Annotated in this window: 25 protein-coding genes and 1 tRNA gene; 9 read left to right on the top strand and 17 right to left on the bottom strand. The window is 68.7% G+C overall.

Features of this window, described 5'->3' with window-relative positions; all coding sequences use genetic code 11:
* Nucleotides 1–20: 20 nt before the first annotated feature.
* Together DL990_RS01285 and DL990_RS01280 are read left to right on the top strand one after the other, a co-directional pair.
* Nucleotides 21–983, top strand: coding sequence for a DMT family transporter (locus DL990_RS01285; RefSeq protein WP_125797660.1), 963 nt, complete (start codon nt 21–23; stop codon nt 981–983).
* The gene (locus tag DL990_RS01280) at nt 928–1,392 is read left to right on the top strand and encodes a DUF6328 family protein (protein ID WP_125784915.1); all 465 of its coding nucleotides are present in this window, start codon (nt 928–930) and stop codon (nt 1,390–1,392) included. Before DL990_RS01285 ends, DL990_RS01280 begins: the two co-directional genes overlap by 56 nt.
* Here DL990_RS01280 and DL990_RS01275 read toward each other — a convergent pair whose 3' ends face one another.
* A complete protein-coding gene (locus tag DL990_RS01275) occupies nt 1,393–1,938 on the bottom strand; it encodes a hypothetical protein (protein WP_125797659.1) in 546 nt (181 codons plus the stop codon).
* 77 nt (nt 1,939–2,015) lie between these two features.
* Here DL990_RS01275 and DL990_RS01270 point away from each other — a divergent pair, with 77 nt between their 5' ends.
* Nucleotides 2,016–3,839, top strand: coding sequence for a LamG-like jellyroll fold domain-containing protein (locus tag DL990_RS01270; RefSeq protein ID WP_125797658.1), 1,824 nt, complete (start codon nt 2,016–2,018; stop codon nt 3,837–3,839).
* Nucleotides 3,840–4,005: 166 nt separating this feature from the next.
* Nucleotides 4,006–6,216: an RNA polymerase recycling motor ATPase HelR gene (helR, locus tag DL990_RS01265; RefSeq protein ID WP_305015706.1), complete on the top strand. Its 2,211-nt coding sequence runs from the start codon at nt 4,006–4,008 to the stop codon at nt 6,214–6,216.
* Between the two features lie 531 nt (nt 6,217–6,747).
* On the opposite strand, the gene DL990_RS01260 is transcribed toward helR, so the two are convergent.
* The 8 genes from DL990_RS01260 to DL990_RS01230 form a co-directional block, all read right to left on the bottom strand.
* The gene (locus DL990_RS01260; RefSeq protein ID WP_125797657.1) at nt 6,748–7,242 is read right to left on the bottom strand and encodes an Lrp/AsnC family transcriptional regulator; all 495 of its coding nucleotides are present in this window, start codon (nt 7,240–7,242) and stop codon (nt 6,748–6,750) included.
* A gap of 168 nt (nt 7,243–7,410) precedes the next feature.
* On the bottom strand, nt 7,411–8,754 hold the full coding sequence (gene lysA / locus DL990_RS01255; RefSeq protein WP_125797656.1) for a diaminopimelate decarboxylase: 1,344 nt from the start codon (nt 8,752–8,754) through the stop codon (nt 7,411–7,413).
* Between the two features lie 165 nt (nt 8,755–8,919).
* Nucleotides 8,920–9,078 carry a DUF6307 family protein gene (locus DL990_RS41405; RefSeq protein WP_199746180.1) on the bottom strand — a complete coding sequence of 53 codons (159 nt, stop codon included), beginning with the start codon at nt 9,076–9,078 and terminating at the stop codon, nt 8,920–8,922.
* Between the two features lie 9 nt (nt 9,079–9,087).
* A complete protein-coding gene (locus DL990_RS01250) occupies nt 9,088–9,270 on the bottom strand; it encodes an RGCVC family protein (RefSeq protein WP_125784920.1) in 183 nt (60 codons plus the stop codon).
* On the bottom strand, nt 9,267–10,292 hold the full coding sequence (locus DL990_RS01245) for an acyl-CoA desaturase (RefSeq protein ID WP_199746179.1): 1,026 nt from the start codon (nt 10,290–10,292) through the stop codon (nt 9,267–9,269). The genes DL990_RS01250 and DL990_RS01245 overlap by 4 nt, the downstream gene beginning before the upstream one ends.
* A 450-nt stretch (nt 10,293–10,742) precedes the next feature.
* On the bottom strand, nt 10,743–11,663 hold the full coding sequence (locus DL990_RS01240; protein WP_125797654.1) for a dihydrodipicolinate synthase family protein: 921 nt from the start codon (nt 11,661–11,663) through the stop codon (nt 10,743–10,745).
* Nucleotides 11,664–11,969: 306 nt separating this feature from the next.
* Nucleotides 11,970–12,440, bottom strand: a complete 471-nt coding sequence (locus tag DL990_RS01235; protein ID WP_199746178.1) for a heme-degrading domain-containing protein — start codon at nt 12,438–12,440, stop codon at nt 11,970–11,972.
* A gap of 33 nt (nt 12,441–12,473) precedes the next feature.
* On the bottom strand, nt 12,474–13,703 hold the full coding sequence (locus DL990_RS01230) for a M20 family metallopeptidase (protein WP_125797652.1): 1,230 nt from the start codon (nt 13,701–13,703) through the stop codon (nt 12,474–12,476).
* 76 nt (nt 13,704–13,779) lie between these two features.
* Here DL990_RS01230 and DL990_RS01225 point away from each other — a divergent pair, with 76 nt between their 5' ends.
* The 3 genes from DL990_RS01225 (at nt 13,780) to DL990_RS01215 (ending at nt 15,029) form a co-directional block, all read left to right on the top strand.
* Nucleotides 13,780–14,262 carry a tRNA adenosine deaminase-associated protein gene (locus tag DL990_RS01225; RefSeq protein WP_199746177.1) on the top strand — a complete coding sequence of 161 codons (483 nt, stop codon included), beginning with the start codon at nt 13,780–13,782 and terminating at the stop codon, nt 14,260–14,262.
* Between the two features lie 23 nt (nt 14,263–14,285).
* Entirely contained in the window at nt 14,286–14,738 is a 453-nt protein-coding gene (locus tag DL990_RS01220) for a nucleoside deaminase (protein WP_125785017.1), read from the top strand.
* An 84-nt stretch (nt 14,739–14,822) separates the two neighbouring features.
* Nucleotides 14,823–15,029, top strand: coding sequence for a CsbD family protein (locus DL990_RS01215; RefSeq protein ID WP_125797651.1), 207 nt, complete (start codon nt 14,823–14,825; stop codon nt 15,027–15,029).
* A 46-nt stretch (nt 15,030–15,075) separates the two neighbouring features.
* Here the strand turns inward: DL990_RS01215 and DL990_RS01210 are convergent.
* Both DL990_RS01210 and DL990_RS01205 read right to left on the bottom strand, forming a co-directional pair.
* A tRNA-Ser gene (locus DL990_RS01210) sits at nt 15,076–15,163 on the bottom strand.
* Between the two features lie 42 nt (nt 15,164–15,205).
* Complete coding sequence (locus tag DL990_RS01205) at nt 15,206–15,751, bottom strand: DUF305 domain-containing protein (protein WP_125797650.1); 546 nt, start codon at nt 15,749–15,751, stop codon at nt 15,206–15,208.
* A 94-nt stretch (nt 15,752–15,845) separates the two neighbouring features.
* On the opposite strand from DL990_RS01205, the gene DL990_RS01200 reads away from it, so the two are divergent.
* On the top strand, nt 15,846–16,304 hold the full coding sequence (locus tag DL990_RS01200; RefSeq protein WP_199746176.1) for a limonene-1,2-epoxide hydrolase family protein: 459 nt from the start codon (nt 15,846–15,848) through the stop codon (nt 16,302–16,304).
* Nucleotides 16,305–16,385: 81 nt separating this feature from the next.
* Here the strand turns inward: DL990_RS01200 and DL990_RS42110 are convergent, their stop codons facing one another.
* A complete protein-coding gene (locus DL990_RS42110; RefSeq protein WP_255431296.1) occupies nt 16,386–16,511 on the bottom strand; it encodes a hypothetical protein in 126 nt (41 codons plus the stop codon).
* Nucleotides 16,512–16,638: 127 nt separating this feature from the next.
* Nucleotides 16,639–17,967, bottom strand: coding sequence for a BNR-4 repeat-containing protein (locus DL990_RS01195; protein ID WP_125797649.1), 1,329 nt, complete (start codon nt 17,965–17,967; stop codon nt 16,639–16,641).
* A gap of 278 nt (nt 17,968–18,245) precedes the next feature.
* Here DL990_RS01195 and DL990_RS01190 point away from each other — a divergent pair, with 278 nt between their 5' ends.
* Entirely contained in the window at nt 18,246–20,681 is a 2,436-nt protein-coding gene (locus DL990_RS01190; RefSeq protein WP_199746175.1) for an endonuclease/exonuclease/phosphatase family protein, read from the top strand.
* 203 nt (nt 20,682–20,884) lie between these two features.
* Here the strand turns inward: DL990_RS01190 and DL990_RS01185 are convergent, their stop codons facing one another.
* The 4 genes from DL990_RS01185 to DL990_RS01170 are packed head-to-tail and all read right to left on the bottom strand — an operon-like array spanning nt 20,885 to nt 24,515.
* Nucleotides 20,885–21,256, bottom strand: coding sequence for a hypothetical protein (locus DL990_RS01185; RefSeq protein WP_125784929.1), 372 nt, complete (start codon nt 21,254–21,256; stop codon nt 20,885–20,887).
* Nucleotides 21,249–23,990: an FtsK/SpoIIIE domain-containing protein gene (locus tag DL990_RS01180; protein WP_125784930.1), complete on the bottom strand. Its 2,742-nt coding sequence runs from the start codon at nt 23,988–23,990 to the stop codon at nt 21,249–21,251. Before DL990_RS01180 ends, DL990_RS01185 begins: the two co-directional genes overlap by 8 nt.
* Before the next feature lie 15 nt (nt 23,991–24,005).
* The gene (locus DL990_RS01175; protein WP_125784931.1) at nt 24,006–24,251 is read right to left on the bottom strand and encodes a hypothetical protein; all 246 of its coding nucleotides are present in this window, start codon (nt 24,249–24,251) and stop codon (nt 24,006–24,008) included.
* Between the two features lie 3 nt (nt 24,252–24,254).
* Nucleotides 24,255–24,515, bottom strand: coding sequence for a hypothetical protein (locus DL990_RS01170; RefSeq protein WP_005167132.1), 261 nt, complete (start codon nt 24,513–24,515; stop codon nt 24,255–24,257).
* Between the last annotated feature and the right edge of the window lie 15 nt (nt 24,516–24,530).

The raw sequence follows: 24,530 nt of genomic DNA, 5'->3' as shown, positions 1-24,530 counted from the left end.
TCAAACTATGGGCAGGACACGTGAGTACTAACCCTCCGGATCGCACTTGGCTGGTCGCGGTCGCCGCCGCTCTTTGGGGCACCGACGGGCTTCTGAGGCTTCCTCTCGCCGAGGCGCTCCCGGCGGCCACGGTCGTCTTCTGGGAGCACCTGCTCGTGGTGCTCGTGCTGAGCCCGTTCATCCCCGGCGCCTTCCGGGCGTTGCGCCGATGCGGTCCGCGGGAATGGCTGGCCGTGCTCGCGATCGGCGGCGGCTCTTCCGCGCTGGCGACGGCGATGTTCACCGCGGCCTTCAAACTGGGCGACCCGGTGACACCGTTGGTGCTGCAGAAGCTCCAGCCGGTGTTCGCCGTTCTGGCGGCGTATTTCGTACTCCGTGAGCGGGTCCGCCCGGGATACGCCCTCTTCGCGATCCCGGCGCTGCTGGGCGCGTGGCTGCTGGCGTTCAAGGATCCGCTGAACATCCAGCTCGCCGCGGCGAAGGCGGCGCTGCTGGCGATCGGCGCGGCCGCGTTGTGGGCGGCGGGCACGGTGCTCGGACGGCTGCTCTCCACCGAACTGGCGCCGAAGGAGGTCACCACCCTGCGGTTCACCGTCGGGCTCCCGGTCGCGGCGGGCATCGTGGCCTATCAGGGCGGCGAGTTCGCGGTCGGCTGGGACAACGCGCTCGGGCTCGTGCTGCTCGCGCTGGTCCCCGGCCTGCTGGCGCTGAGCCTCTACTACGTTGGCCTGCGGTCGACGCCCGCGGCCAGGGCGACCTTGGCCGAGCTGGCGTTCCCCGTCACGGCCGCCGTCATCGGCGTATTGTGCTTGAACGCCGATTTGTCGGGTACTCAGTGGCTGGGCCTCGCCGTAGTGGTCGTGTCAGTGACGTCGCTCGGCTGGCACGAGAAGGTCAGGCGTCAACCGATGGTCCTGGAGCCACCACATGGTCGAGCACACCGGCGAGACGAAGAACGAACGCCTGACCCGCAACGTCAGTGAGCTCCTGCAGGAGCTGCGGGTCGCGCAGGCCGGCGTTCAGATCCTCTTCGGTTTCCTGCTCACGGTGGTGTTCACCGACGAGTTCCACGCGGCGAGCGGCTTCGAGAAAGCCGTCCACCTGACGGCGGTCCTGCTCACGGTCTGTTCGACGGTGCTGCTGACGGCGCCAGCCGCATGGCATCGGCTGTTGTTCCGCACCGGCAACCGTGAGCGGATCCTCACCGTCGGCAACCGTTCCGTCCTCGTCGGGCTCGGCTGTCTCGCGGCCGCCATCACCACGACCGTCGCGCTCATCGCCAAGGTCGTCTACGGCCCGATCGCGATGACGATCCTCGGCGTGGTGTCGGCGGTGCTGTTCGTCGTCATGTGGTTCGTGGTGCCGAAGAAGATCGACCGCAACGGCGACTGATCACCTCGAGGCGCGGACCGGGGTGTCTTCGGGCAGGCCGAAAGCGGCGGCGGACACAGACTTCGGGTCGTCCGGGCTCGCGCCGTCGAGCACCCGGCGGGCGCCGACCCACGAGAACATCGCCTTGATCGAAGGCGAGTGACCCGCGCCGTCCTTCGCCAGTTCCCGGTCGAGCACGCGGTACCCGTCGGGAGTGCGTTCGACGCGGTAGACCATCGGCTGCCGCCGGAACCCGCTGCCGGTGACGAGCCCGTTGCCTTCTTTCGCGACCTCGTCGCAGCTCGCGACGAGGCCGATCTTGACCCGCTCGCCGTCCGGCCGGGTCTCGATCACCTTCTGCGTGCACACCCAGCGGACATCCGCGAGGCCCGAGCCGGCCAGCCTCCCCGACCAGCCGTTCGCGCGCACATGCCGGTCGATCGGCGGCAGCGCCTCCCGCGCGACGGCGTCGTCCACCGTCGGCATCTCGTCCACGATCCACCAGGCCGCCGCGGTCACCACCACACCGACCCCGGCGAGCACGGGCCAGCGTTTGACGTTCCCCATGTGACGAAGCTACCGAGCGGGGCAAGTGTTCACCCGCGGTTCGGGACGCGTTGCCTCCGCGACCGTAGGTTGCGGCCGTGAACGACTCCTCCAGACGGACCTTCCTGCGCGGTGCGGGCCTGCTCGGCGCCGGTGCGGCGGTGTCCGCGTTGCCGGCACTCGGTGCCCCCGCGGCTTCGGCGACCTTCGGCCACCATGGCCCGGACGCCGAAGACGGCCGCTTCACCCTCGCGGTCCTGCCCGACACCCAGTACCTCTTCGACGCCGACCGCGGCGATCCCGCGCCGTTGGACGCCACGCTGCGGTACGTCACCGGCGGCGACGAGAACATCGTCTTCCTGGCGCATCTCGGGGACCTCACCGAGAACGGGCAGCCGGGCGAGTTCGACCAGATCAGCCGGTCGTTCCAGCACCTGGACCGGCACCGGTTCCCGTACAGCACGCTGGCGGGCAACCACGACATCGAGTCCTCGACCGACGACCAGCGCGGCCGCACGCCGTATCTGGACGCGTTCGGTCCGCAGCGGCAACGGGGTTCGCGGACCTTCCGCGGCGCGAGCCCGGACGGCTACAACAGCCATCACGTCTTCCGTGCGGGCGGGCGTGAGTGGCTGCTGCTCGCGCTCGACTGGCGGCCGTCGGCGGGCGGGCTGGAGTGGGCGCGGTCGGTGCTCGCGCGGAACCCGCGGCTTCCGGCCATTCTGACCATCCATGAATTGGTATGGGCCGACGAGGCCGGACAGGCTCAGTTCTCGGAGTTCGGGCAGAAGGTGTGGGACGAGCTGATCGCCGGGAACGATCAGATCTTCCTCACCCTCAACGGGCACTTCTGGCCGCCGGGCCGCGCGGTGAAGCAGAACAAGGCGGGCCACGACGTCCATCTGCACATCACGAACTACCAGGACCGCTACTACGGCGGCAGCGCGATGATCCGGCTCTACCGGTTCGACCTGGCGCGGAACGTGATCGACGTCCGCACGTTCTCGCCGTGGCTGGCGGACCAGGCGCCGCGGCTGAACGAACTGCAACGACAGGAGATCGAACGCACCGGCCCGGCGGACTACTTCAGCCTGGAGGTCGACTTCGAGTCGAGGTTCGCCGGGTTCGCGCCGGTCCCGGTCCCGCCCGCGCGGCCCGCCGAACGGCAGCTGATCCGTGGGACCGTGGCCTATTGGCGGTTCGAAGGTCGTGAGGGTGCGCCCGTCAGCGCTACCGCCGGGGTCCGTGACCTTTCCGGCCGGGGCAACGACCTGGTCCGGGTGACCCTTCCCGGCAGTGCGCCCGAGGCGCTGCGGTTCTCCGGCGAGTTCTCCGGGCGGCAGCCGTCGAGGTCGAGCCTTCGCTTCGACGGCGGCAAGAAACCGGCTCGCGGCGGGTATCTGCGCACGGCGGACTCCGCGCCGATGAACGCGGAGACGTTCGCCCGCGGCTACACCGTCGAGGCGTTCGTGAAACTGCCCGCGGATTTCAAGGACGGCAAGCATGCCTGGGCCGCGATCTTCGGCAGGCAAGGTGACGGCGGCAAGGCGGGCAAAACCGGTGACGACCCCGGCGAACCGTCGGCCACACTGTCCCTTTCGGACGGTGCGGCGTTCCAGTGGGCGGTGTTCCCGGTGAACCAGAACGGGATTTCCACCTGCTGGAGCCACGAACTGGCGTTGCAGGAATGGATCCACGTCGCCGCCGTCAACGACGGCAGGCGGACGACGCTCTACGTCGACGGCTGCCCGGTGCTGCGGAATCCCAAGACGCCTGCCACGGGGATCGCGAACCCCGGCGGCTCTTGGCTGATCGGCGCCTACGCCTACGACTCGATCGTCGAGCAGGCGTTCCACGGCTGGCTCGGCGACGTCCGTGTGGTGGGGAGGGCACTGGATCCGCGCGAGTTCATGCTCGGCTGAGTGCTCCGGCTGGTGCGCGGTAATGGCGGATGTTCGTCCCCATTATCGCGCACTGTCGTTTCCGGTGGAATACCGGGTCACTCTTGACAAGCGGTGGACAATAGAAAATCGGCGCCCGATCAAGAATGCTGATCGGTACGCCGAATGTGTTGTCAGTCTAACCGCTGTGAGGGGAACTTGTCAGGGGTACGACGAGGAATTGCGGTCCGAACGGCAGTATGTCGCGTCGCTCTACGGACGGCTGGACACCGAACGCGCGCGGGTGAAGGAGGCGTATGCCGGTGCGCTGCGGGGAGAAGGCTTCGCGCTTTCCGACCGCGAGGTGTCCGTCGGCGCCAAGGCGAGCGAGATGGCCAGGCTGAAGATCGCCGACGAGGGCCTTTGTTTCGGCCGTTTGGACGCCCTTTCGGGAGAGCGGAGGTATGTCGGCCGGATCGGCCTTTTCGACGAGGAGAACGACTACGAACCGTTGGTGCTGGACTGGCGGGCGCCGGCGTCGCGCGCGTTTTACTGCGCGACGGGCGCGTCCCCGGAAGGAATGTCCCGGCGCCGTCAATTCCGCACCCTCGGACGCGACGTCCTCGACTTCACCGACGAGGTCTTCGGCCGTCCGGAATCGGCGGGCGAACGGGGTGACGTCGCGCTGCTGGCCGCGGTCAACGCGCCGCGCGGCGAGGGGATGCGGGACATCGTCGCGACGATCCAGGCCGAGCAGGACGAGATCATCCGGCTGGACCACGCGGGCGTCGTGGTCGTGGAGGGCGGCCCCGGCACCGGGAAGACGGCGGTGGCGCTGCACCGGGTGGCGTATCTGCTGTACACGAAACGGGAGCGCATGGAACGCCGTGGCGTGCTCGTGGTCGGGCCCAGCAGCGGCTTCCTCGACCACATCGGCCGGGTCCTGCCGTCGCTCGGCGAGACCAGCGTCGTCTTCGCGACGCCTGGTGGCCTCGTCGCCGGCCTGCGCACCGAACGCGAGGATCCGCCGCCGGTGCAGCGGCTGAAGGGCTCGCTGGCGATCCTGGACGTGCTTTCGGCGGCGGTGTCGGACCGGCAGGAACTACCGGCCGAGGCCGAGCCGATCGAACTCGACGACGTCACCGTGCCGTTGGACGCCGAGGTCGCGGCCGCCGCGCGTGCGGTGGCCAGGGAGAGCGGTCTGCCGCACAACGAGGCGCGGCCCGTCTTCGACCGGGAGGTGATCGCCGCGCTCGCCACGCGCGCGGTCGACCGGCTCGGCGCGGGCTGGCTGCCGCGGGACGACGAGCACACGCGTCCGGAGCTGCTGAAGAACGCCCGGCGCGACCTGGAAGCCAGCGAGGAGCTCCGCGCGGTGCTCGGCCGCCTCTGGCCGGTGCTGACGCCGCAGCGGCTGCTCGCCGACCTCTACGCCTCGCCGGAGCGGTTGCGGGCGGCAGGGGCCGATCCGGCACTGTTCCGCGAGGACGCCGACGCGTGGACGGTGTCCGACGTGCCGCTGCTGGACGAAGCCGTCGAACTGCTCGGCGGGGACCGCACCGCCGAACGCCTGGCGGCGGAACGGGATCGGTTGGCACGGAAGGAATACGCCGAGCGGGTGCTGGAGATCGTCGAGGTCGAGGACGACCACGACGACTACGAATTCGCGCTCCGGCCGACGGACGTGCTGATGGCGGAGGAGCTGGCGGACCGGTTCGCCGAACGCGACGAACGGGATCTGGCCGAACGCGCCGCCGCGGACCGTGAATGGACCTATGGCCACGTCGTGGTCGACGAGGCGCAGGAACTGTCCGAAATGGACTGGCGGGTGCTGATGCGGCGCTGTCCCAGCCGGTCGTTCACCGTCGTCGGGGATCTCGCGCAGCGGCGGTCGCCGTCCGGCGCGCGATCGTGGGACGCGATGCTCTCCCGGTACGTCGCCGACCGATGGGTGTATCGGAAACTGACCGTCAACTACCGGACGCCGTCGGAGATCATGGCGGTGGCGGCTTCGCTGCTGGCGAGTTTCGCGCCCGGTGCCGTTCCGCCGGACTCGGTGCGTTCGTGCGGTGTGCGGCCGTGGGCGCGCCGACTGTCCGAAATGGACATCGAAGAGGCGGTCGCCGGGTTCACCCGCGAGGAATCGGGGCGCGAGGGGACTTCGGTCGTGATCGGTCCGCCGGGAGTGCCGGGCGCGATCCCGCCGTCCGCCACCAAGGGGCTGGAGTACGACGCGGTCCTGGTGGTGGAACCGGAGCGGATCCTCGCGGACGGCCCGAGCGGCGAGGCGGAACTGTACGTCGCACTGACGCGGGCGACGCAGCGGCTCGGGGTCTTGTACAGCGGGGCGCTGCCGGCCGTGCTGCGCGGGCTCGACACGCGGCGGCGGACGCCGGACGCGTACCTGCGCTGTGTCTAGGCCGTGTCCTGTAAGTCATCTTCGCGCCCAGGTGGTTCCTGACGGCACGGGCGGATGCGGCCGAGTACGACCCGGTACGAGGCCGATCCGCCCGCACCGCGAGGAACCACCTGGATCACGAAGCCCATCGAACAGACTTACAGGACACGGCCTAGCCCCTCCGCGAGTGCAATGAAAGGCTCCTTCCTTGCAAATTTTGCAAGGAAGGAGCCTTTCATTGCGGCCGCGATGCTTGATCCGTGAGCCCGTGGTCACGGGGTCGTGAGTGGTGATTCGCGTTGTCGAGGGGGTAGGCGGTCCGGTGCTCAGGTGAGGTTTCGTGGTCTGGGGTCCGACGCGGGCCAGGTGTCCCCAACGTGGCATTGGTGCCGTTCAGCGTCTCCAATGCCACATTGGGAGCACCGATCAAGCGACCGGCACGCCACCTCGCCAGAACCCGAAGTCCCTGCCAGGCGAAGGGGACTTTCACCGCATGAGACGCGGGAAAGCCCCCTTCGGGCCACCGCCGGTCCGATGCGCGGCGGCCCTGGCCTACTTGGTCAGGTTTCCCCAGGCGTATGTCTGTTTTGCCAGTTTCAGGTAGACCAGTGTTTCAGTGCTGACGACACCCGGGATGGGCCGGATGTCGTCGTTCAGCACACTCAAGAGGTGTTCGTCGTCCCGGCAGGCGACCTCGGCGAGCAGGTCGTAGCCTCCCGCGGTCAGCACGACGTAATGGACGTCCGGCAATCCGGAGAGCTGGTCGGAGACCGCCCGCGGATCGCCATGGACCTTGATCGCGACCATCGCCTGACGGCCGAGCCCGACGTTCGCCGGATCCGTGACCGCGACGATCTGCATCGTCTCGTCCCGCAGCAGCCGCTGGACGCGCTGCCGCACGGCACCCTCCGACAATCCGACGGCCTTGGCCAAGGCCGTGAACGAGGCCCGCCCGTCGACTTGCAGTAGAGCGATCAGAGTGCGATCGGTATTGTCCAAACCTCTAGGTGTGCGCTGCTCCATCTGCGCGCGTGGTTCGTCACCCATGCCGTCCCTCCCTTTGTTTCGGCATGCGATTCTTGTCGCGCAGCGTATCGATCAATGTCCAGAATGCTACCGCCGTTAAGTTGTTTGTCGCGATTCTCTTTCCCGGCGCCTTCGAGCCGAGGATTCTGTCGCGCGACAGGCCGGGTGTCGAGGTTTTCGGACGGCGCGTCAGCCCAGGTCGCGTTTCAGCAGGTCTTCCTCGGTTTCACGCCGGACGAGCAGGGTCGCCGTACCGCGGGAGACACCGACCACCGGCGGCCTGCCGACGAGGTTGTAATTCGACGCGAGCGAGTGGTGATAGGCCCCGGTGCACGGAACGGCGAGCAGATCGCCGGGGTGGACGTCGTCGGGGAGCGAGAGCCCGTCGGCGAGGACGTCACCCGATTCGCAGTGCCGTCCGACCACCGTCATCGGCCGCCGTGCGGCCCGGCTGCGCCTGCCGATCAGGCGCGCGGTGTACGCCGCCCCGTAGAGCGCGGGCCGCGCGTTGTCGCTCATCCCGCCGTCGACGGCGACGAAGGTGCGCGAACCGCGTTTCACGGCGCAGACCCGGTACACGGTGATCCCCGCCGGGCCGACGATCGCGCGGCCCGGTTCGATCGTCAGTTTCGGCAGCGGGAAACCGTGGGAAGCGCATTCGTAAGCGAGCGCGACACGCAGGCGGCGCACATAGCCGTCGATGTCGAAACCCGTGTCGCCGGGCAGATAACGCACGGCGTGCCCGCCGCCGAGATCCAGTTCGCGCAGGGTGACGCCGTGGGTTTCGCGGAGCGTGACCAGCACCGCGATCATCTTGCGGGCGGCCAGTTCGTAGAAATCGACCCGGGACACCTGCGAACCGATGTGGCAGTGCAGACCGGCCAGGCGGAGCCCGGGTTGCGCGAGTACCGCGGAGACGGCGCGGCCGAGGTTGTCGCGGACCTCCTCGCGCAGCGAGAAGCCGAACTTCTGGCCTTCGGTGCCGGTGGTGATCGCCGCGTGCGTCCCCGCCGCGACATCGGGTGTCACGCGGATCAGCACCTGCTGCGCGCCGGTGGCCAGCGCGCCGAGCTGCTCGATCTCGTCGAGCGAGTCCACCACGATCCGGCGGACGCCGTAGGACAGCGCCGCCTTGAGGTCTTCGGGGGTCTTCGCGTTGCCGTGCAGCAGGATCCGCTCGGCGGGAAAGCCGACCGACCGCGCCACCGCGATCTCGCCGGCCGAGCAGGTGTCGAGGGAAAGTCCTTCTTCGGCGATCCAGCGCAGGACGGCGCGGATGCACAGCGCCTTGCTCGCGTACGCCACCTCGGCGTCCGGCAGCGCCCGGCGGTACGCGCGGGCGTTCTGGCGGACCTCGTCCTCGTCGAGCAGGTACGCCGGTGTCCCGAACCTCGCTGCGAGGTGGGACACCGGCGTGCCGGCGAACAGCAGTTCCCCGCCGGCCCCGAGCCGGGTGCTCCGCGGCCAGACCCCGGGTTCGAGGTGGTCGGCGGCCTCACAGCCGAGGCTGGGCAGGAGCTCGCTGAGCGTCACGGTTACCTCCGCGTCGATCGGTCAGTGCTCTCCTCAGCACAACTCCGATCGACCCGGCACGGCCGCTTCGGCAACGTCTCCCTGACGCGTTCCGGGGGCTCGCTGACGCCTTGTTAACGGGCGGGTAACCGCGGCCACACTCGCCGTGTCCACGGTGAACCCGCGCTAGCGGACGGGCTCCGGAACGGTGTCGAGCGCCCGCACCATGTGCACGGCCAAGGCGAACGCGGCCTCGTTGCCGAGGTCGGTGTGTTCGTTGACGATCTTCTTCACGGTGTCGATCCGCATCTCGTAGCGGGAGACGGGGACGGTATCGGCGTTCATGGTGATCCTCTATTCGGTTTTTTCGGGTTTCGTGGCACAGGTGCAGCCTCGGCTGAACCCGCCGGCCGCGGTCGCGGTGCAGAAGCGGCGGGCGATCGCGTCGTGCGCGGACAGGGGATGCGGGCAGCTCGGGCAGCGGTCGTCGGCGGCGGGTTCGGCCACATCGCCGAGGGAGCGGATGGAGGAGGTCATCGCGCGGCCACCGGTTGAGTGCGCAACGGCGCCCCTACTTCGTGCAGATGCCGGAGCACGTAGCCGTACGAGGCCGCCCAGCCGCACTGGGCGTAGTCGATGCCGTGCTTCGCGCAGAACTCCCGCACGATCACCTGCGCGTGCTTGAGGTTCGGCCGCGCCATGCTCGGGAAGAGGTGGTGCTCGATCTGGTAGTTGAGCCCGCCGAGCGCGAAGACCTCGACCGGGCCGCCGCGCACGTTGCGCGAGGTGAGCACCTGCTTGCGCAGGAAGTCGAGCGTGTGCCCGGCCGACAGCGTCGGCATGCCCTTGTGGTTCGGGGCGAACGAGCAGCCCATGTACACACCCCAAAGGCACTGGTGCACGGCGATGAAGGCGAAGCCGACACCGGGCGAGAGGACCACGAACACCGCTGTCAGGTACGCGGCGATGTGGGCCAGCATCAGCGCCGATTCGAGCTTCCGCCGCTTGAAGCCGCGCTGGAAGATCGCCGTGATGCTCGAGACGTGCAGGTTCAGGCCTTCCAGCAGCAGCAGCGGGAAGAACAGGAACGCCTGGTATTTCGCCATCCAGCGCAGGAAACCGCGCCGTCCGGTGCCCTGGCCCTTGGTGAAGATGAGCGCGGCGAGGTTGACGTCCGGGTCCTCGTCCTCGTGGTTGGGGTTGGCGTGGTGGCGGGTGTGCGTGCCGACCCACCAGCCGTAGCTGAGTCCGGTCAGTCCGCCGTGGACGAAACCGGTGACGTCGTTCGCCTTGCGGCCGCGGAAGATCTGTTTGTGCCCCGCGTCGTGGCCGATGAAGGACAGTTGCGTGAACATCATCGCGAAGAACGCGGCGAGGAACAGCTGCCACCAGGAGTCCCCGAGATGTGCGAACGCGACCCAGCCGCCCGCGAAAGCGAGCAGGTTCAAGGCGATCTTCACCGCGTAGTACTTGCGCCGCCGATCGAGGAGCCCGGCGTCTTTGACCAATTTGGACAGTTCAGCGAAGTCGCTGCCCTGCCTCGTCTGTGTGGAGGTCATGGAAGAATCACACCGTTCTGGTTCGTGAAAGTGGACCATCCAGCAACGGGTTTCAGAACACCGAAAAGGTCTGGTTCGGCCGAGAAAAGGCACTGGTACCACAACACGCCACGGTCGCTCCGTGGCCTGCCTCCAGTGTCCCACGGCGGCGGAGCGGAAGCAATTCACCAGAACGGCACGATCCGGCGTACAGTCGAAGACATCGAGGGAAATTTCCCCCGGTTCCATCCGGTCGTGAGACTCGATCGGAGACAGGAGCACCGGCCAGACACATCGTTCTTCGCGCTCATGGTCCCGCCGGCTTTGTCCGGTGAGCAGCCGCCCGCCGCGCTACAGCGCGCCCCGAGGCGCCCATAAGGGCCACGCCGCGATCGTCGATGGCCACGACCTCTGACCTGTCGCCGTGTCCGCACCCGCCCCTGGCCGGTGCGGACACGGTCCGAAAAGCCGCTAGCGAAGGCCCCACTTCTCAAGCATCCCGGCGACTTTCCCGCGTTCGCCGTCGGTCAGCGCACGGCTCGGCGGCCGGATATCGGAGCGACACAAACCCAGCTGTGCCAACGCTTCCTTCACCACGCTCACGTTGTTGGCGTTGCCGTCGGCGGCCCGCAGCTCCTCGAACGGCCGGACGCGTTCCCAGCAGGCCATCGCGCCGCGGAAGTCACCGTCCCGCAGTGAGCGGAACATCTCCAGCGAGATCGACGGCACGACGTTCACCAGCCCCGACGTGAACCCGGTCGCGCCGACGGCGAAGTAGCCCGGCGCCGAGAGCTCCGCCAGTCCGGCGATCCACCCGAAGCGATCGATCCCCGCGTCCCGTGCCACCGAAGCGAAACGAACCGGATCCGGCACGGCGTACTTCACCCCGATGACGTTTTGCGCCGCGTCGGCGAGCCTGGCGAGCTGCCGTCCTTCGATCTTCGGATCACGCACGTACGGCACGACGCCCAGTTCCGGGACCGCGGCCGCGATGGCGCGGTGGTACTCGACCCAGCCCTCCGCCGAGACGTACGGATGCACCGGCTGATGGATCATGATCAGCTCCGCGCCCGCCTCGCGCGCGTGCCGCGCCGCCCCGATCGCCGTCCGGACGTCGTGCCCGACACCGGCGACCACAGTCGCCCGTCCCGCCGCGGCCCGGACCGCCAATTCGAGGCAGTGCCGCGTCTCGGCCTCGTCCAACGCGTAGAACTCACCGGTGTTCCCGTTCGGAGTCACGACGTCGACACCGCCGGTGATCAGCCGGTCCACCAAGTTCAGGTAGGACTCCGGAGCCACGGCGCCGTCGGCGTCGAACGGGGTCACCGGGATGGCCACCACCCCGGACAGCCGCCGTTTCAGCTCGTCGAACCGGGAGGAGGTCACTGGCATGTCCTATCTGATATATGATGTGACACCTCACGTTAGCAGGCCGGGTCTCGTGAACGGCAAGTCCGGCGTGTCGCGGAAGGCCCTTTCGGGAGGGCCTCTTCACGTACCTCAAGCGACCAGGGCGCCGGAAAGTGTGGGTCGTGAGTGGCGATTCGGGTTATGGGGGAAGGCATGGGTGGCAGGTTGCGAAAGCCACTTTGGCAACCTTCAACGTTGCGAAAGTGGCTTTCGCAACGTCGGGAGCAGGGGTGCGGTAGCGAAGAGGGGGCTTTCGCGACACGGTCGCCCCACGGCCGCGAGGTCTACTTAGGACAGTGTGGCGAGGAAGGTTTCCAGTTGCTCGACGACGAACGCGTGATCGTCGGCCTGGGGTAGTCCCGAGACGCCGACGGTGCCGACCGGTCCCACGTTCTCGACGAGCACCGGGAACACGCCGCCGTGCGCCGCGTACAGGTCCGGGTCGAGGCGGGAATCGGCTTCGAACGTCGTGCCCTTCGCGCGGAACTGTTCGCCGACGAGGAACGAGCTGTGCCCGTACCGGTCGACGACACGGCTCTTGCGGTCGATCCACGCGTCGTTGTCGGCCGACGTCCCCGGCAGGGCCGCGTGGAACAGCCGCTGGCCGCCGCGGCGCACGGAGACCGTCACGGGGAGGGCGCGGTCCCGTGCCGCCGCGAGGAGGTGGGCGCCCAGCTTCAGCGCGGTCTCGTTGTCGAACCGGCGGAAGACCAGGCGCTCCTCCTGTGCGGACAGGACGGCCAGGATGTCATCGCTCATGACATCCATTAAATCAACACTGTTGTGTAAAGGCTACCGAAGCGCGTCCAGCGCGAAGGCGGCGTACATCGCGACGCCGTTGGCCATCGCGTCCTCGTCGAAGACCACGCGGTTCGAGTGGTTCGCCTCCGCCTCGTCCGGGTCGACGCCCGCCGGGCGGGCGCCGAGGAACGCGAACGCGCCCGGAACCCGCTGCAGGACGTAGGAGAAGTCCTCCGCGCCCATCACCGGGTTCTCCATGACCTCGGTGTTGTCGGCCCCGAGCACCTCGGCCGCCAGCTCCAGCACGCGCTCCGCGACCAGCGGATCGTTCACGGTGACCGGGTAACCGGCGACGACTTCGGCGCTCACCCGGACGCCGTGCGCGGCGCCGACCGCTTCACAGACCTTCGGCAGTTCCTCGCGCACGTACGCCTGCGTCCGGTCGGACAGCGTGCGGATCGTGCCCTCCAGGAACGCCGTCTCCGGGATGATGTTCGTCGTGGTCCCGGCCTCGATGCGGGTGACCGAGACCACCGCGGGCTCGAACACGCTCACCTTGCGGGTCACCATCGTCTGCAGCGCGCTCACCATCGCGGCCGCGGCGGGCACCGGGTCGATCGCCTGATGCGGCGCCGAGCCGTGCCCGCCCCTGCCGGTGATCTTCACGTGGAAGCTGTTCGCCGACGCCATGATCGGGCCGGGTCGCGTCTGCACGACCCCGGACGCGGCCGAGGTGAAGATGTGCAGGCCGAACGCCTTCTCGACGCGCTCGCCCGCGGCTTCGAGCACGCCTTCGTGGATCATGTGGCGCGCGCCGTGCTCGCCTTCCTCGCCGGGCTGGAACATGAACACCACCGACCCGGCCAGTTCGTCGACGTGCTCGCTGAGCAGCCGCGCGGCCGACGCCAGCATCGCGACGTGGGTGTCGTGCCCGCAGGCGTGCATCACGCCGTCTTCCTCGGAGGTGAAGTCGACGCCGGTGTCCTCCTGCAGCGGCAACGCGTCCATGTCGCCGCGTAGCAGGATCGCCGGGCCCGGCTTCCCACCGCGGAGGACGGCGGTCAGCGAGGTGGTGGATTTGCCATCGGTGATCTCCAGCGGGAGGCCGTCGAGGGCGGTCTTGATCGAGGCCTGGGTTTTCGGCAGGTGGAGGCCGATCTCCGGATTCCGGTGGATCTCCCGGCGGAGCTCTACGGTTTTCGTCTGGAGCGCGCGGGCTTCCTCCAGCAATCCGGCGAAGCGCGCATCGGGGAGGGTGGGCAGGTCGGTCGGTCCGGTCATGTCTCGATAGTGGCGCATGCGGCGCTTCGGGCGCACCGTGCGTGCGTTCCGAAAGCGGGCGGAATACGGTGTGCGCATGGCGGTGCAAGAGCCGATCACGGGGTTCGCGGTGGCCGTGGTGCGGGAGGACGGTCGATGGCGGTGCAGCTCCCTTGATCCCGGGGCCCTGGCCGAACTCGACGCTGCGATCACTGAGCTCGGAAAACTTCGTTCGACAGGGGCCGCCTTCGGGCTGCTCGCGGTCGACGACGAGTTCTTCGTGATCGTCCGGCCGAGTCCGAGAGGGCCGTCGCTGCTGCTGTCCGACGCCGCCGCGGCGCTCGACTACGACATCGCCGCCGACGTCCTCGACGTGCTGAGAGTCGACCCGCCGGACGAGGACGACGACGCGGTCTGGCCGGAAGGCGATCTGGAGATCCTGTCCGATCTCGGACTGCCGGGGGCCGAACTCCAGGTGATCGTCGGCGAGGTCGACCTCTATCCGGACGAACAACTCCAGATGGTCGCGCAGCGGTGCGGATTCGCCCCCGAGTTCACCAAGATCCTGGACGAGATCTGAGCCCCGCCGCCTCCGCCGCCGACATCGCCGCCGTCCGGGCGGCGATCGGCGCGGCGCGAGGTGCGGGCGACGACGTGCCGATCGGCGCCGTCGTCTTCTCCCCGGACGGGACACCGCTCGCCTCGGCGCGCAACGCCCGCGAAGAACTGGGCGACCCGACGGCGCACGCGGAGATCCTCGCGCTGCGGGCCGCGTCCAAGCTCTACGGCGACGGCTGGCGGCTCGAAGGCTGCACGCTCGCCGTGACGCTGGAGCCGTGCACGATGTGCGCCGGCGCCCTCGTGATGGCCCGGGTCGCGAAGGTCGTCTTCGGCGCATGGGAGCCCAAGACCGGGGCCGTGGGGTCGCTGTGGGACGTCGTCCGCGACCGTCGGCTCAGCCACCGCGCGGAAGTCGTCGGCGGCGTCCTGGAGGCCGAATGCGCGGCCCTGCTCGAAGACTTCTTCCACGGGCAACGGGGTAACCGCACCGGGTGACAGATGTGTCGGATCCGGCGACCCGGGTAACCCTGAGGCAGGCGGCCGCAAACGGTGGCCGCAGTCGAAGGAGGAACACCCGCCATGAGCGTTTTCGACAAGGCGAAGGACAAGGCCGAGCAGGCCATCGGCGCCGCCAAGGAGAAGCTCGGCGAGAAGACCGACAACCAGGACCTCGCGAACTCGGGCCGGGCCGACCAGACCGAAGGCCAGGTCAAGGAGGCCGGCCACGACCTGCGCGACCGCGCCGAGGGTGGCGTGCAGGAACTCAAGGACAAGTTCAACAAGTAGTCCGGACGCAGAAGAGCCGGTCTCCGTGGAGACCGGCTCTTCGCTGCGGTGGCGGTGGGATTTGAACCCACGGACGGGTATTAACCGTCACACGATTTCGAGTCGTGCTCCTTCGGCCGCTCGGACACGCCACCGCCGAGAACAATACCGGAGGGCCTTCCGGGGCCTTCAGGGGGTCAAGAAAGCTGAGCGGTGATCTCGTCGATCGCCGCCGTCTGGTTCTCGACGATCTCCTGAGCGAGCGCCTTGGTCTCGCCGTGCTGTCCCGACGACAGCACGGTTTTGGCCATCTCGACGCCGTTGCGCAGGTGTTCGGCCATCAGCGGGAGCCACGTCCTGTCGAACTCGGCGCCGGTCAGGTTCTGCAGCGAGGCGACCTGTCCGGCGGTGATCATCCCCGGCATCGTGTGCCCGGCGTGACCCGCCGCGGGCAGCACGGCCGCGTTCCACGATTGCAGCCAGCCGGTCATCGTCTGGACCTCGGCCGACTCGGCCTTGACGATCTTGGCCGCGGTGGCCTTCACGTACTCGGACGCGGATCGTTCCGCGGCCAGGTTCGCGACCTGGATCGACTGCTGGTGATGCGGCACCATCTGCTGGGAGAAGGTGATGTCGGCCTGGTTGGCGCCCGGCGTCGCCGGTGCCGCGCCCGTGGCCGTCGAGCAGCCCGCGAGCACCCACACGACCAGCCCGAACAGTGCCATCGGCAGTCGCCGTCGCATCGATACCTCCGTAGTCAGGGGAAACCGGCCCCTCTCGTCCTGTGATACGGCTGTGACCTTCCGGCGGTTCAAAATCGGATTAGCCTTGGCAGGCATGACGGATCCGAAGACCGTGGTGACCGGTTTCCTTCAGGCCCTCGAAGAGTTCGACATCGACCGCGCGCTGGGCTTCGTCGCGATCGACATCGTCTACCAGAACGTCCCGCTGCCGCCTGCCCGTGGCCTTTCGGCGGTGGAGAAGCAGTTGCGCACCATGGCCCGCTACGGCAGCGGGTTCGAGGCGCGCACCCACCACATCGCCGCCGACGGCCCGATCGTGCTCACCGAACGCACCGACGTCCTGCGCCGCGGTTCGTGGGAGGCCGAGTTCTGGGTGTGCGGCACGTTCGAGGTGCGCGACGGCCGGATCGTGCTGTGGCGCGACTACTTCGACTGGACGACCTTCCTGGCCGCCGGCGCGAAGGGCGCGGGCAAGGCGGCGGTCGCCGGGGCGAAGTCGCTCATCGGGAAGTACAAGAGCAGGCAGGAACTCGCGAGCGGCAAGGACGGCTGAAATGACACACCGCCGGTGTACGGGCTCCGTCCTCCCCCGACGGGTCCCGTGCACCGGCGGTGCGCCCCCAGTTCCCCCTGCTCACCCTCCCCGGTGAGCGTTCCGGCGGATTTCGCGCGAGCCGCCGCGCCTCCGGTCGCGAAGATCGACGATCAGGGCGAAGGCCAGCAGCGATCCGACGACCATGCCTGCGATGAGCAATCCCATCCGACACACCCCCTCGGGTCACGTGAGCGGGAGAATGTGTCCTCGCTCACGTGATCCAAGGTAGCGCCGGAAATGGCCGGGTGTACCCGGACTTGAGGTTCATTTAAGGCAGGGAAACCCCAATGGGCTATTTGTGCGGGGTTCCCGCTACATAAATGTCACCGTCGGCCACGGACACGTCACGCGCACTGGACGCGCCGGTCGCCAGAATGCGCGCGGGGTCGCGGAAACCGGTGATCATTTCCACGCGCTGGACCGGTTTCGGTGTGGTGATCACGGTTTCTGGCTTCCACACGCGGCCGTTCTCCAGCAGGAACGTTTCGATGTTCGGTTGTCCGTCGCGGGTACCGTAAACGCGCCAAGTGCCGCCATTGAGCTGTTCGATCTCGCGCAAACGGAGTCCGTTCGCGACTTCGCGCACTTCCCAGTTCCGGCCGTTCCACGCGCCCGCGAAATCGCGCGGCGAACCCGCGGCGTCGAACTGGAACCACGTGACGAACGGTTTGCCGTCGCGTTGGGTGCCGACCTGCAGGATGTAATCCGGCGACTTGAGCCCGCCGGGGAGTTCGAGCGGGGTTTCGGCGACCTTGAGGTACCGCTCCTGCTCGGCGTCGTCGACCTGCGTGCCGAGGTCGCGGCCCGCCGCGGAGAAGAAGTGCAGGGTGCGGACGTCGAACGACAGGTAGTGGACGTTGCGGTGGTAGACGTCGTGCTTGTGCTGTGCCGGCCCGCCGCCCGCGAGGGTGTAGACGAACTGGATCCGCCCGGCGGACGGCAGGTACCGCAGCTGCCCGACGTAGACCTCGTCCATGTGGTCGGCCCTGCCCAGCGAGCCGAACGCCCACTGCTTTCCGGTCAGCTGCACGGAGTTCCTCCACGTCCGCCCGTTGTCGCGGGAGACGAGGTACTTCATCGGCCGGAAGTCCGTGTTCGCGCCCGGCGTGACCTGATTGGTCGTCTCGCGATAGAACAGGAACAGCGTGCCGTCGGCGGTCTTGACCGGCATCGGGTAGCTCGCCGCGTCACCCTCGGGGACCTCGGTGTCCGTCCAGGTGCCCTCGAGGGAATGGGCGCGCGGCGCGCGGCTGATCACGGTCCGCGTGTTGTGCATGCCGCGGAAGATCAGCAGGTGCCCGTCGCCCGCCAGGAGCATCGTCGGGTAGTTGTGCGGATCGGATTCGCCGTCGGCGATCTTCTTCGGCGCGGTCCAGGCGCCGGTCCGGTGGTCGTAGGCCTGGACGTAGGTGTCCGCCGCCTTACCGGACCACGAGATGAACGTCTTGCGCGCGACGGGGTCGAAGATCCCGCCCGCGTTCGGCCGCCGGTCGGTGCGGGACGCGACCGTGCTCGCCGGGGTCATCACCTCGAACGAGGTCTTCTCCGGTGGCTTGGCGGCCGCTTGGGGGATCGGGGTCACGAGACCTGCCGCGATGAGCACGCAAAGCAGTCTGCGCATGAGGACGCCTCCTGGTGTGACAGGCGGCGGAAGCCGATCATCTCACGCGAAACCGGCGCTGGGAACTACGAAAGTGTGGGTCCGAACGGACTAGTGTCGCGTGATCCTGCCGCAGCGGCGTAAGGCAAGCAGGGTCACGCGACACTAGCGGTGACGAATCGTTGTCTTGTCGTCTTCCTCATTTCACTTGTCCGGGGGAGTATTCCTCGACCGATCTTGCGAAAAGGGGACTCAGCGTGACCATATCCCGACGTGCCGCCCGGAGAAGGGCCCTGACCGTGGCCGTCGCTTCCGGGCTGGTCGTGAGCGGTGTATCCGCTCCGGCCGCGCTCGCCGCGCCCAGCGCCGACGCCGTGATCGCCGAGGTCTACGGCGGTGGCGGCAACTCGGGCGCCACGCTGACCAACGACTTCGTCGAACTCGCCAACCGCGGCGCGGCCGCCGTGAGCCTCGACGGCTTCAGCGTCCAGTACGCGCCCGCGTCGGGGAGCAGCTGGCAGGTCACGCCGCTGACCGGCGGTGTCGCGCCGGGCGCGCGGTACCTCGTGGCCCAGTCGAAGGGCGCGGGCGGCACCGTCGCGCTGCCGACGCCGGACGCCACCGGTTCGCTGGCCCTGTCCGCGACCGCCGGCACCATCGCGCTCGTCCAGGGCACCACGGCGCTGACCTGCAAGACGGCCGCCGACTGTGCGGCCGACACCCGGATCAAGGACCTGGTCGGTTTCGGCTCGACAGCCACCATCCGTGAGGGCGCGGCGGCGCCCGCGCCGTCCAACACCGCGTCCGTCGCCAGGGGGACGACGCTCGCGGACACCGACGACAACGCCGCCGACTTCACCTCCGGGGCGCCCACCCCGACGAACGGCAAGGGTGAGACGCCGGGCGAGACCGGCCCGCCGCCGGTGACCGCCAAGATCCACGAGATCCAGGGCACCACCCGGATCTCGCCGTTCAAGGACCGCAAGGTCGCCGGGGTCACCGGTGTGGTCACCGCGATCCGGAGCTTCGGCTCGGCCCGCGGGTTCTGGCTCACCGACACCGCGCCCGACGCCGACCCGCGCACCAGCGAGGGCCTGTTCGTCTTCACCGGCTCGACCACCCCCGCCGTGGCCGTCGGCGACGCGGTGACCGCCGCCGGCACCGTCCGCGAGTTCTACCCGGACGCGCCCGCGACCTCGCCGTACCAGTCGCTCACCGAACTGACGAGTGCACAGTGGACGGTCGATTCGAGCGGAAACGCTTTGCCCGCGGCGACCGTCGTCACGCCGGAAACGGTTCCGGACACCGTCGCCCCCGCTCCCGGCGGAACCATCGAGCCGTTGCCGCTGGAGCCGGCGAAGTACTCGCTGGACTTCTGGGAGACGCACGAGAGCGAGATCGTCAGCGTCTCCGACGCGCGCGTCGTCGGCCCGACGTCGTCGTTCAACGAGCTTTACGTGACCACCAAACCGAAGCAGAACCCGAGCGTCCGCGGTGGCGCGGTGTACCTTGACTACGACCGGCTCAACACCGGCGTGCTCAAGGTCGCTTCGCTGATCCCGTTCGCCGAACAGCCGTTCCCGAAGGTCAACACCGGCGACGTGCTCACCGGTGAGACCTCCGGACCGGTCGAGTACAGCAACTTCGGCGGTTACACGCTGTTCGCGACGAAGCTCGGCGCCGCCAAGGACAACGGGTTGCGGCGCGAGAGCACCCGCGCGCAGCGCGGTGGTGAGCTTTCGGTGGCCACCTACAACGTCGAGAATCTGTCCGCTTTGGACGGTGCGGAGAAGTTCGGCGAGCTGGCCAAGGCGATCGCCACCAACCTGGCGAAGCCGGACATCCTGAACCTGGAAGAGATCCAGGACAACAACGGGCCGGCGAACGACGGCACCGTCGCCGCCGATCAGACGTTGCGGAAGTTCGTCGACGCGATCGTCGCCGCCGGCGGACCGCGCTACGAATGGCGCCAGATCGACCCGGTGAACGGCAAGGACGGGGGCCAGCCGGGTGGCAACATCCGCGTCGGCTTCCTGTTCAACCCGGCGCGCGTGTCCTTTGTGGACCGCAAGGGCGGCGACGCGACCACCCCGGTCGACGTGGTCAAGGAACGCGGCAAGACCCACCTGACCGTCTCGCCCGGCCGCGTCGACCCGGCCAACGAAGCGTGGGAGGCCAGCCGCAAGCCCCTCGCCGGCGAGTTCGTCTTCCAGGGCCGCACCGTGTTCGTCATCGCGAACCACTTCAACTCCAAGGGCGGCGACCAGCCGACGCACGGCCGCAACCAGCCGCCGGTCCGGAGTTCCGAGGTGCAGCGCGTCAAGCAGGCGACCGTGCTCCGCGGCTTCGTCGACAAGCTGCTCGCGTCGGACAAGAACGCGAACATCGTGGTCGCCGGTGACATCAACGACTACCCGTTCTCGCCCGCGGTGCAGAAGCTGACCGCCGGTGGCGCGCTGAAGGACCTCATCGCTTCGCTGCCCGAGAACGAGCGGTACAGCTACGTTTTCGAGGGCCAGTCGCAGGTGCTGGACCACATCCTGGCGTCGAAGGCGCCGCGCGGGCTCGACTACGACGTCGTCCACCTGAACGCGGAGTTCGCGAAGCAGGCCAGCGACCACGACCCGCAGGTGCTGCGATTCCGGCCGAGCGCCGGCAACCCGGTCCTGGACGCGTTCCACGACCTGGCGGACTACCTGGAGCGCGTCTTCGGTCCTTACCTGCCGAAGCCGTAGTCCGGCGGCACCCGCGAGTTACGGCTCCAGTCACGCGAGTTACGACTGCAAGCACGCGAGTTACGGCTCCAGTCACGCGAGTTACGACCACCCGCACCGGCGCTCGACCCCGGTACGTGAAGGCCCTCTTTCGCGTACCTGCCCGGACGTAACTCGCGTGATTGGGGGCGTAACTCGCGTGATTGGGGGCGTGACTCGCGGGGTCAGGAGCGTTTCGCGCGCCAGCCCAGGGAAAGCACGGCCTGCACGAGTTCCTGGTAGCTCGGCTTGACCTCTTCCAGGTACTTCTCCAGGTAGCTGGGCCGCGCGTTCGGGACCGGCCTCGGGTCCTCGTCGTCGGGCAGCCACGAAAGTCCTTCGACGTTGTGCTGCGCCATTTTCCACCAGCGGGTGCACCGGTCGACGGCGCGCTGCTCGCGCTCGGCGGCGTCCGCGACGGCCTGCTGTGCCTCGGCGAGCCGGGCCTCCAGTTCGTCCGCGCGGCCGATCTCCCAGTTGCGGAGGTTCTCCGCCGAAGTCCGCGCGCGGCCGACGATCTCCTTGTACCGCATGGCCGCGGTGATGCCGTCATCCATCGAGAAGCCCTTCCGGACGCTGGAACGGGATGATCACCTCAGGGGCGCCGTGGGTGGTGCGGTCGAAGAACAGTGCCCGGCCCGCCCGCGGCGACCAGTGCACGACCTGTCCCGCGGCGAACGGCGACAGTTCGTTGCCCTGGACGTCCAAGGCCGCCCAGGTGCCGATGTCGTCGGTGCCCGCGAAACCGAGGGTGTCCTTCAGCCGGGCGATGCTGCGCCACCAGCCGATGGTGTGGACGCCGTGCGTCGGACCCTGCTTCAGCAGCACCCGCAGCTGATCCAAACCGCTCTTGAGCTGACCGGGCGCCTTCGCCTCCAGCGCGGGGATCGAGGCGTCGACGCCGTACAGCAGCAGCACCTGTGCTTTGTCCAAAGAGGACAGTTTCTCCGCGATATCGATTACCCGGGCGGGCAAATCGTCGACCAGGGTCGCCTCGTGTCCCTCCGCGCGCAGTCGCTCGGCCAGCTCGGCCACCGCGGGGACGGAGGCTTCGATGGGGCACGAGAGCACGAACTCCACCGACTCGAAGCGATACTGGCGGGCCAGCGATCGAGCGGCGGAGTCCATGATGGACAGTGCCTCCGCCGTGGCCGCGCCGAGGACGGCGACGTTCCGGCCCGGTGCTTTCGGCAGATCCACCCCGCAGGCGGCCTCGTCGACGTCGATCGACTGGCCGAGCAGCGCGCGCGGTTTGTCCGTCGGCTTCAGCTCGGCGAACGCCGGGAACTGTTCCAGCACCGGGGAATGCGCGCCGTCGAACAGCCGGGGCCGCTTGAACGACTCCGAGTACTGTTCCCAAAGCCGTTGCTGCAGCTTGTTGAAGACGTCCTTGCTGCTCGCGTCGGGCACGTGGGCGAGCTGATTCCCGTGTGCCACACCGGAATCGTGGTTGATCACCGCATGCCACTTCGGCGCCGAGACCGCCGCGTTGTTGGTCTCGGACAGCACGCGCCGCGCCTTCGGCATCGCGATCCGCAGCGTGCACTGCTCGAACACCGCCGGTTTGCCCCAGAAGGCCTCGATCCCGGCGACGTCCTGGCTCGCCAGCACCAGGTGGATGCCCTGGGACCGGCCTCGCCGCGCGATGTCCTCCAGCAGCTGGGTCGCGGTCGCCGTCACGCCGTCGCGGCCGGCGAACAGGTACTGGAATTCGTCGATGACGGCGACGATCCGCGGCCAGTGCCCGCCGGGATCCTGTTCGCGCAGGTCCGCGAGGTTGGTGACCTCGTGCAGTTTCGCCGCGGCGGACCGGCGGCGCAGCTCGTCGGCGAGGAACCGCAGCAGCGCCAGGCCGAACTCGCGGTCGGTGTTGACGTTGACCCCGATGAGTTTGGCGTGCGGCAGCCAGCTGGCGTCCCGCCGCCCCGGCGCGAGCCCGGCGAACGACACGCCTTCCTTGAAGTCCAGCAGGTAGAGCGCGAGTTCGTCCGGTGAGTACCGCGCCGCGAAGCTGCCGAGCAGCGAGTACAGGAAGTTCGTCTTCCCCGAACCGCTCGGCCCGCCGATGAGCACGTGCGGGCTGGCGTCACCGATGACGACCTCCACCGGCTCGCCCTCGAAGAACCCGACGGGCGCCCGGAGTTCCCGCGCCGAACTCTCCTTGCCCAGTTCGGTGGGCAGCAGGTCGGCGAACGCGCGGGGCCCGCCCTGTTTGGCGATCAGCGCCTCGGCGATCCGCCCGGCGGCCCGGATGACCTGCCCGGACGGCATCGGCGGGTCGAGGTCGACGATCAGGTCGGGGCCGGTCATGCTGCTCGTCGCGTGCCGGTCGTCGTGCAGGCTCAGCGATTCGACCGACGTCGACAGCATGGTCGGCACGTCGATCAGAATCAGGCAGATCCCGGCGGCCAGTGCCCCGGTGGCGACGCGTTTCAGCTCGCGGGCACGCTCCGGTTCGAGCGTCTCGCCGTTGCCGTAGAGCACCGCGACGCGGAACGGTTCGACGCGCTGGCCGCTCGCCCGCCGGATCTCCCGCAGCGACGTGTGCCCCGCCTGCATCCCGGTCGCGTGGATGCGGCGGATGTGCCCGGCCAGCTCGTCGAGGAGGTCTTCGAGCCGTCCGGGGTCGTACAGGGTGAGCGCGCTCGTGCGGCTCAGCGGATACAGGTCGGGCAGGATCGCGGTCAGCTGGCCGACGTCCCACAGGTGGACGCGCACCGCGCCGGGTTCGAACGTGCTCAGGATCCGCGTCAGCAGGTTCTGCACGATGCCGTCCACCGCGGCCCGGGTCTTCGGCGCCGATGTGATGGACAGATGCGACTCGTCGAGCAGCGGCAGCGCGACGTCGAACGTGCGCGGGACATCCCGGCCCGGCACGGTCGCCGAACCGATGCGCCACAACCCCGGCGCGGTGATGCCGGGATTCCCGCCGACGCGGCCGAGCCAGTTGCCCGGCTCCCGGCTCGCGGGGCCCGGCGCGTTGTTCGCGACTAGTTCGCGCAGCTCGTTCGGGCCCGCTTCCCAGTCCGCGTAGAACTGGCCACGCACGTTGCCGAGCAGGCCGAACACCTCGTTCGCGGCGGGGTGCCGCGACCATTCGGTGTACTGCTCCGAGGTGGAGTTGTTCATCCCCACCCGGACTATGTGCTGTTCCAGTCGAAGCTTGGCCAGTTCCGCTTCGGCGGACTGGCGGGCGCCGGCGGCGGCGCCGAGGACGAGCCCGATCTGGTGCCGGACCCGCTCCAGCGCCGTAACGACGCGATTGCGCTGTTCACTCGCTTTGCTGCCCATACCGGCTCGCCGATCTCAGAGGCGTGATTGGTAACCGCTGACCAGGTCGTCAGCGGCGGAAAGGCGCGTCAGGAGGTTTTCGATCCCCTCGTCGGCCTGCGCCAGCTGCGACGGCACCCATGGAACGGCTTGGGCCTGTGGTTCCACAAGAGCGCGCCTGGATTCCTCGAGCAGGCTTCTGGCCCGCTCGGCATGGGCACGTCCGTCGGCGAGGCCGGTTTGGACGGCCGTCAGCAGCTGGTGCAGCTCTTCGAGGTACATGCGCTAGAGGCGGGTCGAGTAGGACTCGGCCGACGAAATGCCCGCCTGGATGGTGCTCTGCATACCGGTGATGCCCTGCAGGGCCTCGGCGAGAAGCCCGTGCGCCTGGCTCACCTCGTGCTGGGTGCTGCCCTGGGTGGCCTGGGAAAGCGAAAGCTGGGCTTCTTCGAGAGACTGCGCTGCCTGCTGAAGTGCGGCGATGCTCGCGGATGCCTTCTCGTTCGCGAGCGCGATACCAGCGCGGATCTCTTCGACTCCGGCCATTTTGGCGGACTCCTT

This window comes from Amycolatopsis sp. WAC 01416 (genome assembly GCF_003947485.1).
In the GTDB taxonomy this organism is placed as follows: Bacteria; Actinomycetota; Actinomycetes; order Mycobacteriales; family Pseudonocardiaceae; genus Amycolatopsis.
The sequence above is the reverse complement of the archived record's forward strand: the minus strand, read 5'-3'. Positions and strand labels throughout refer to the sequence as shown.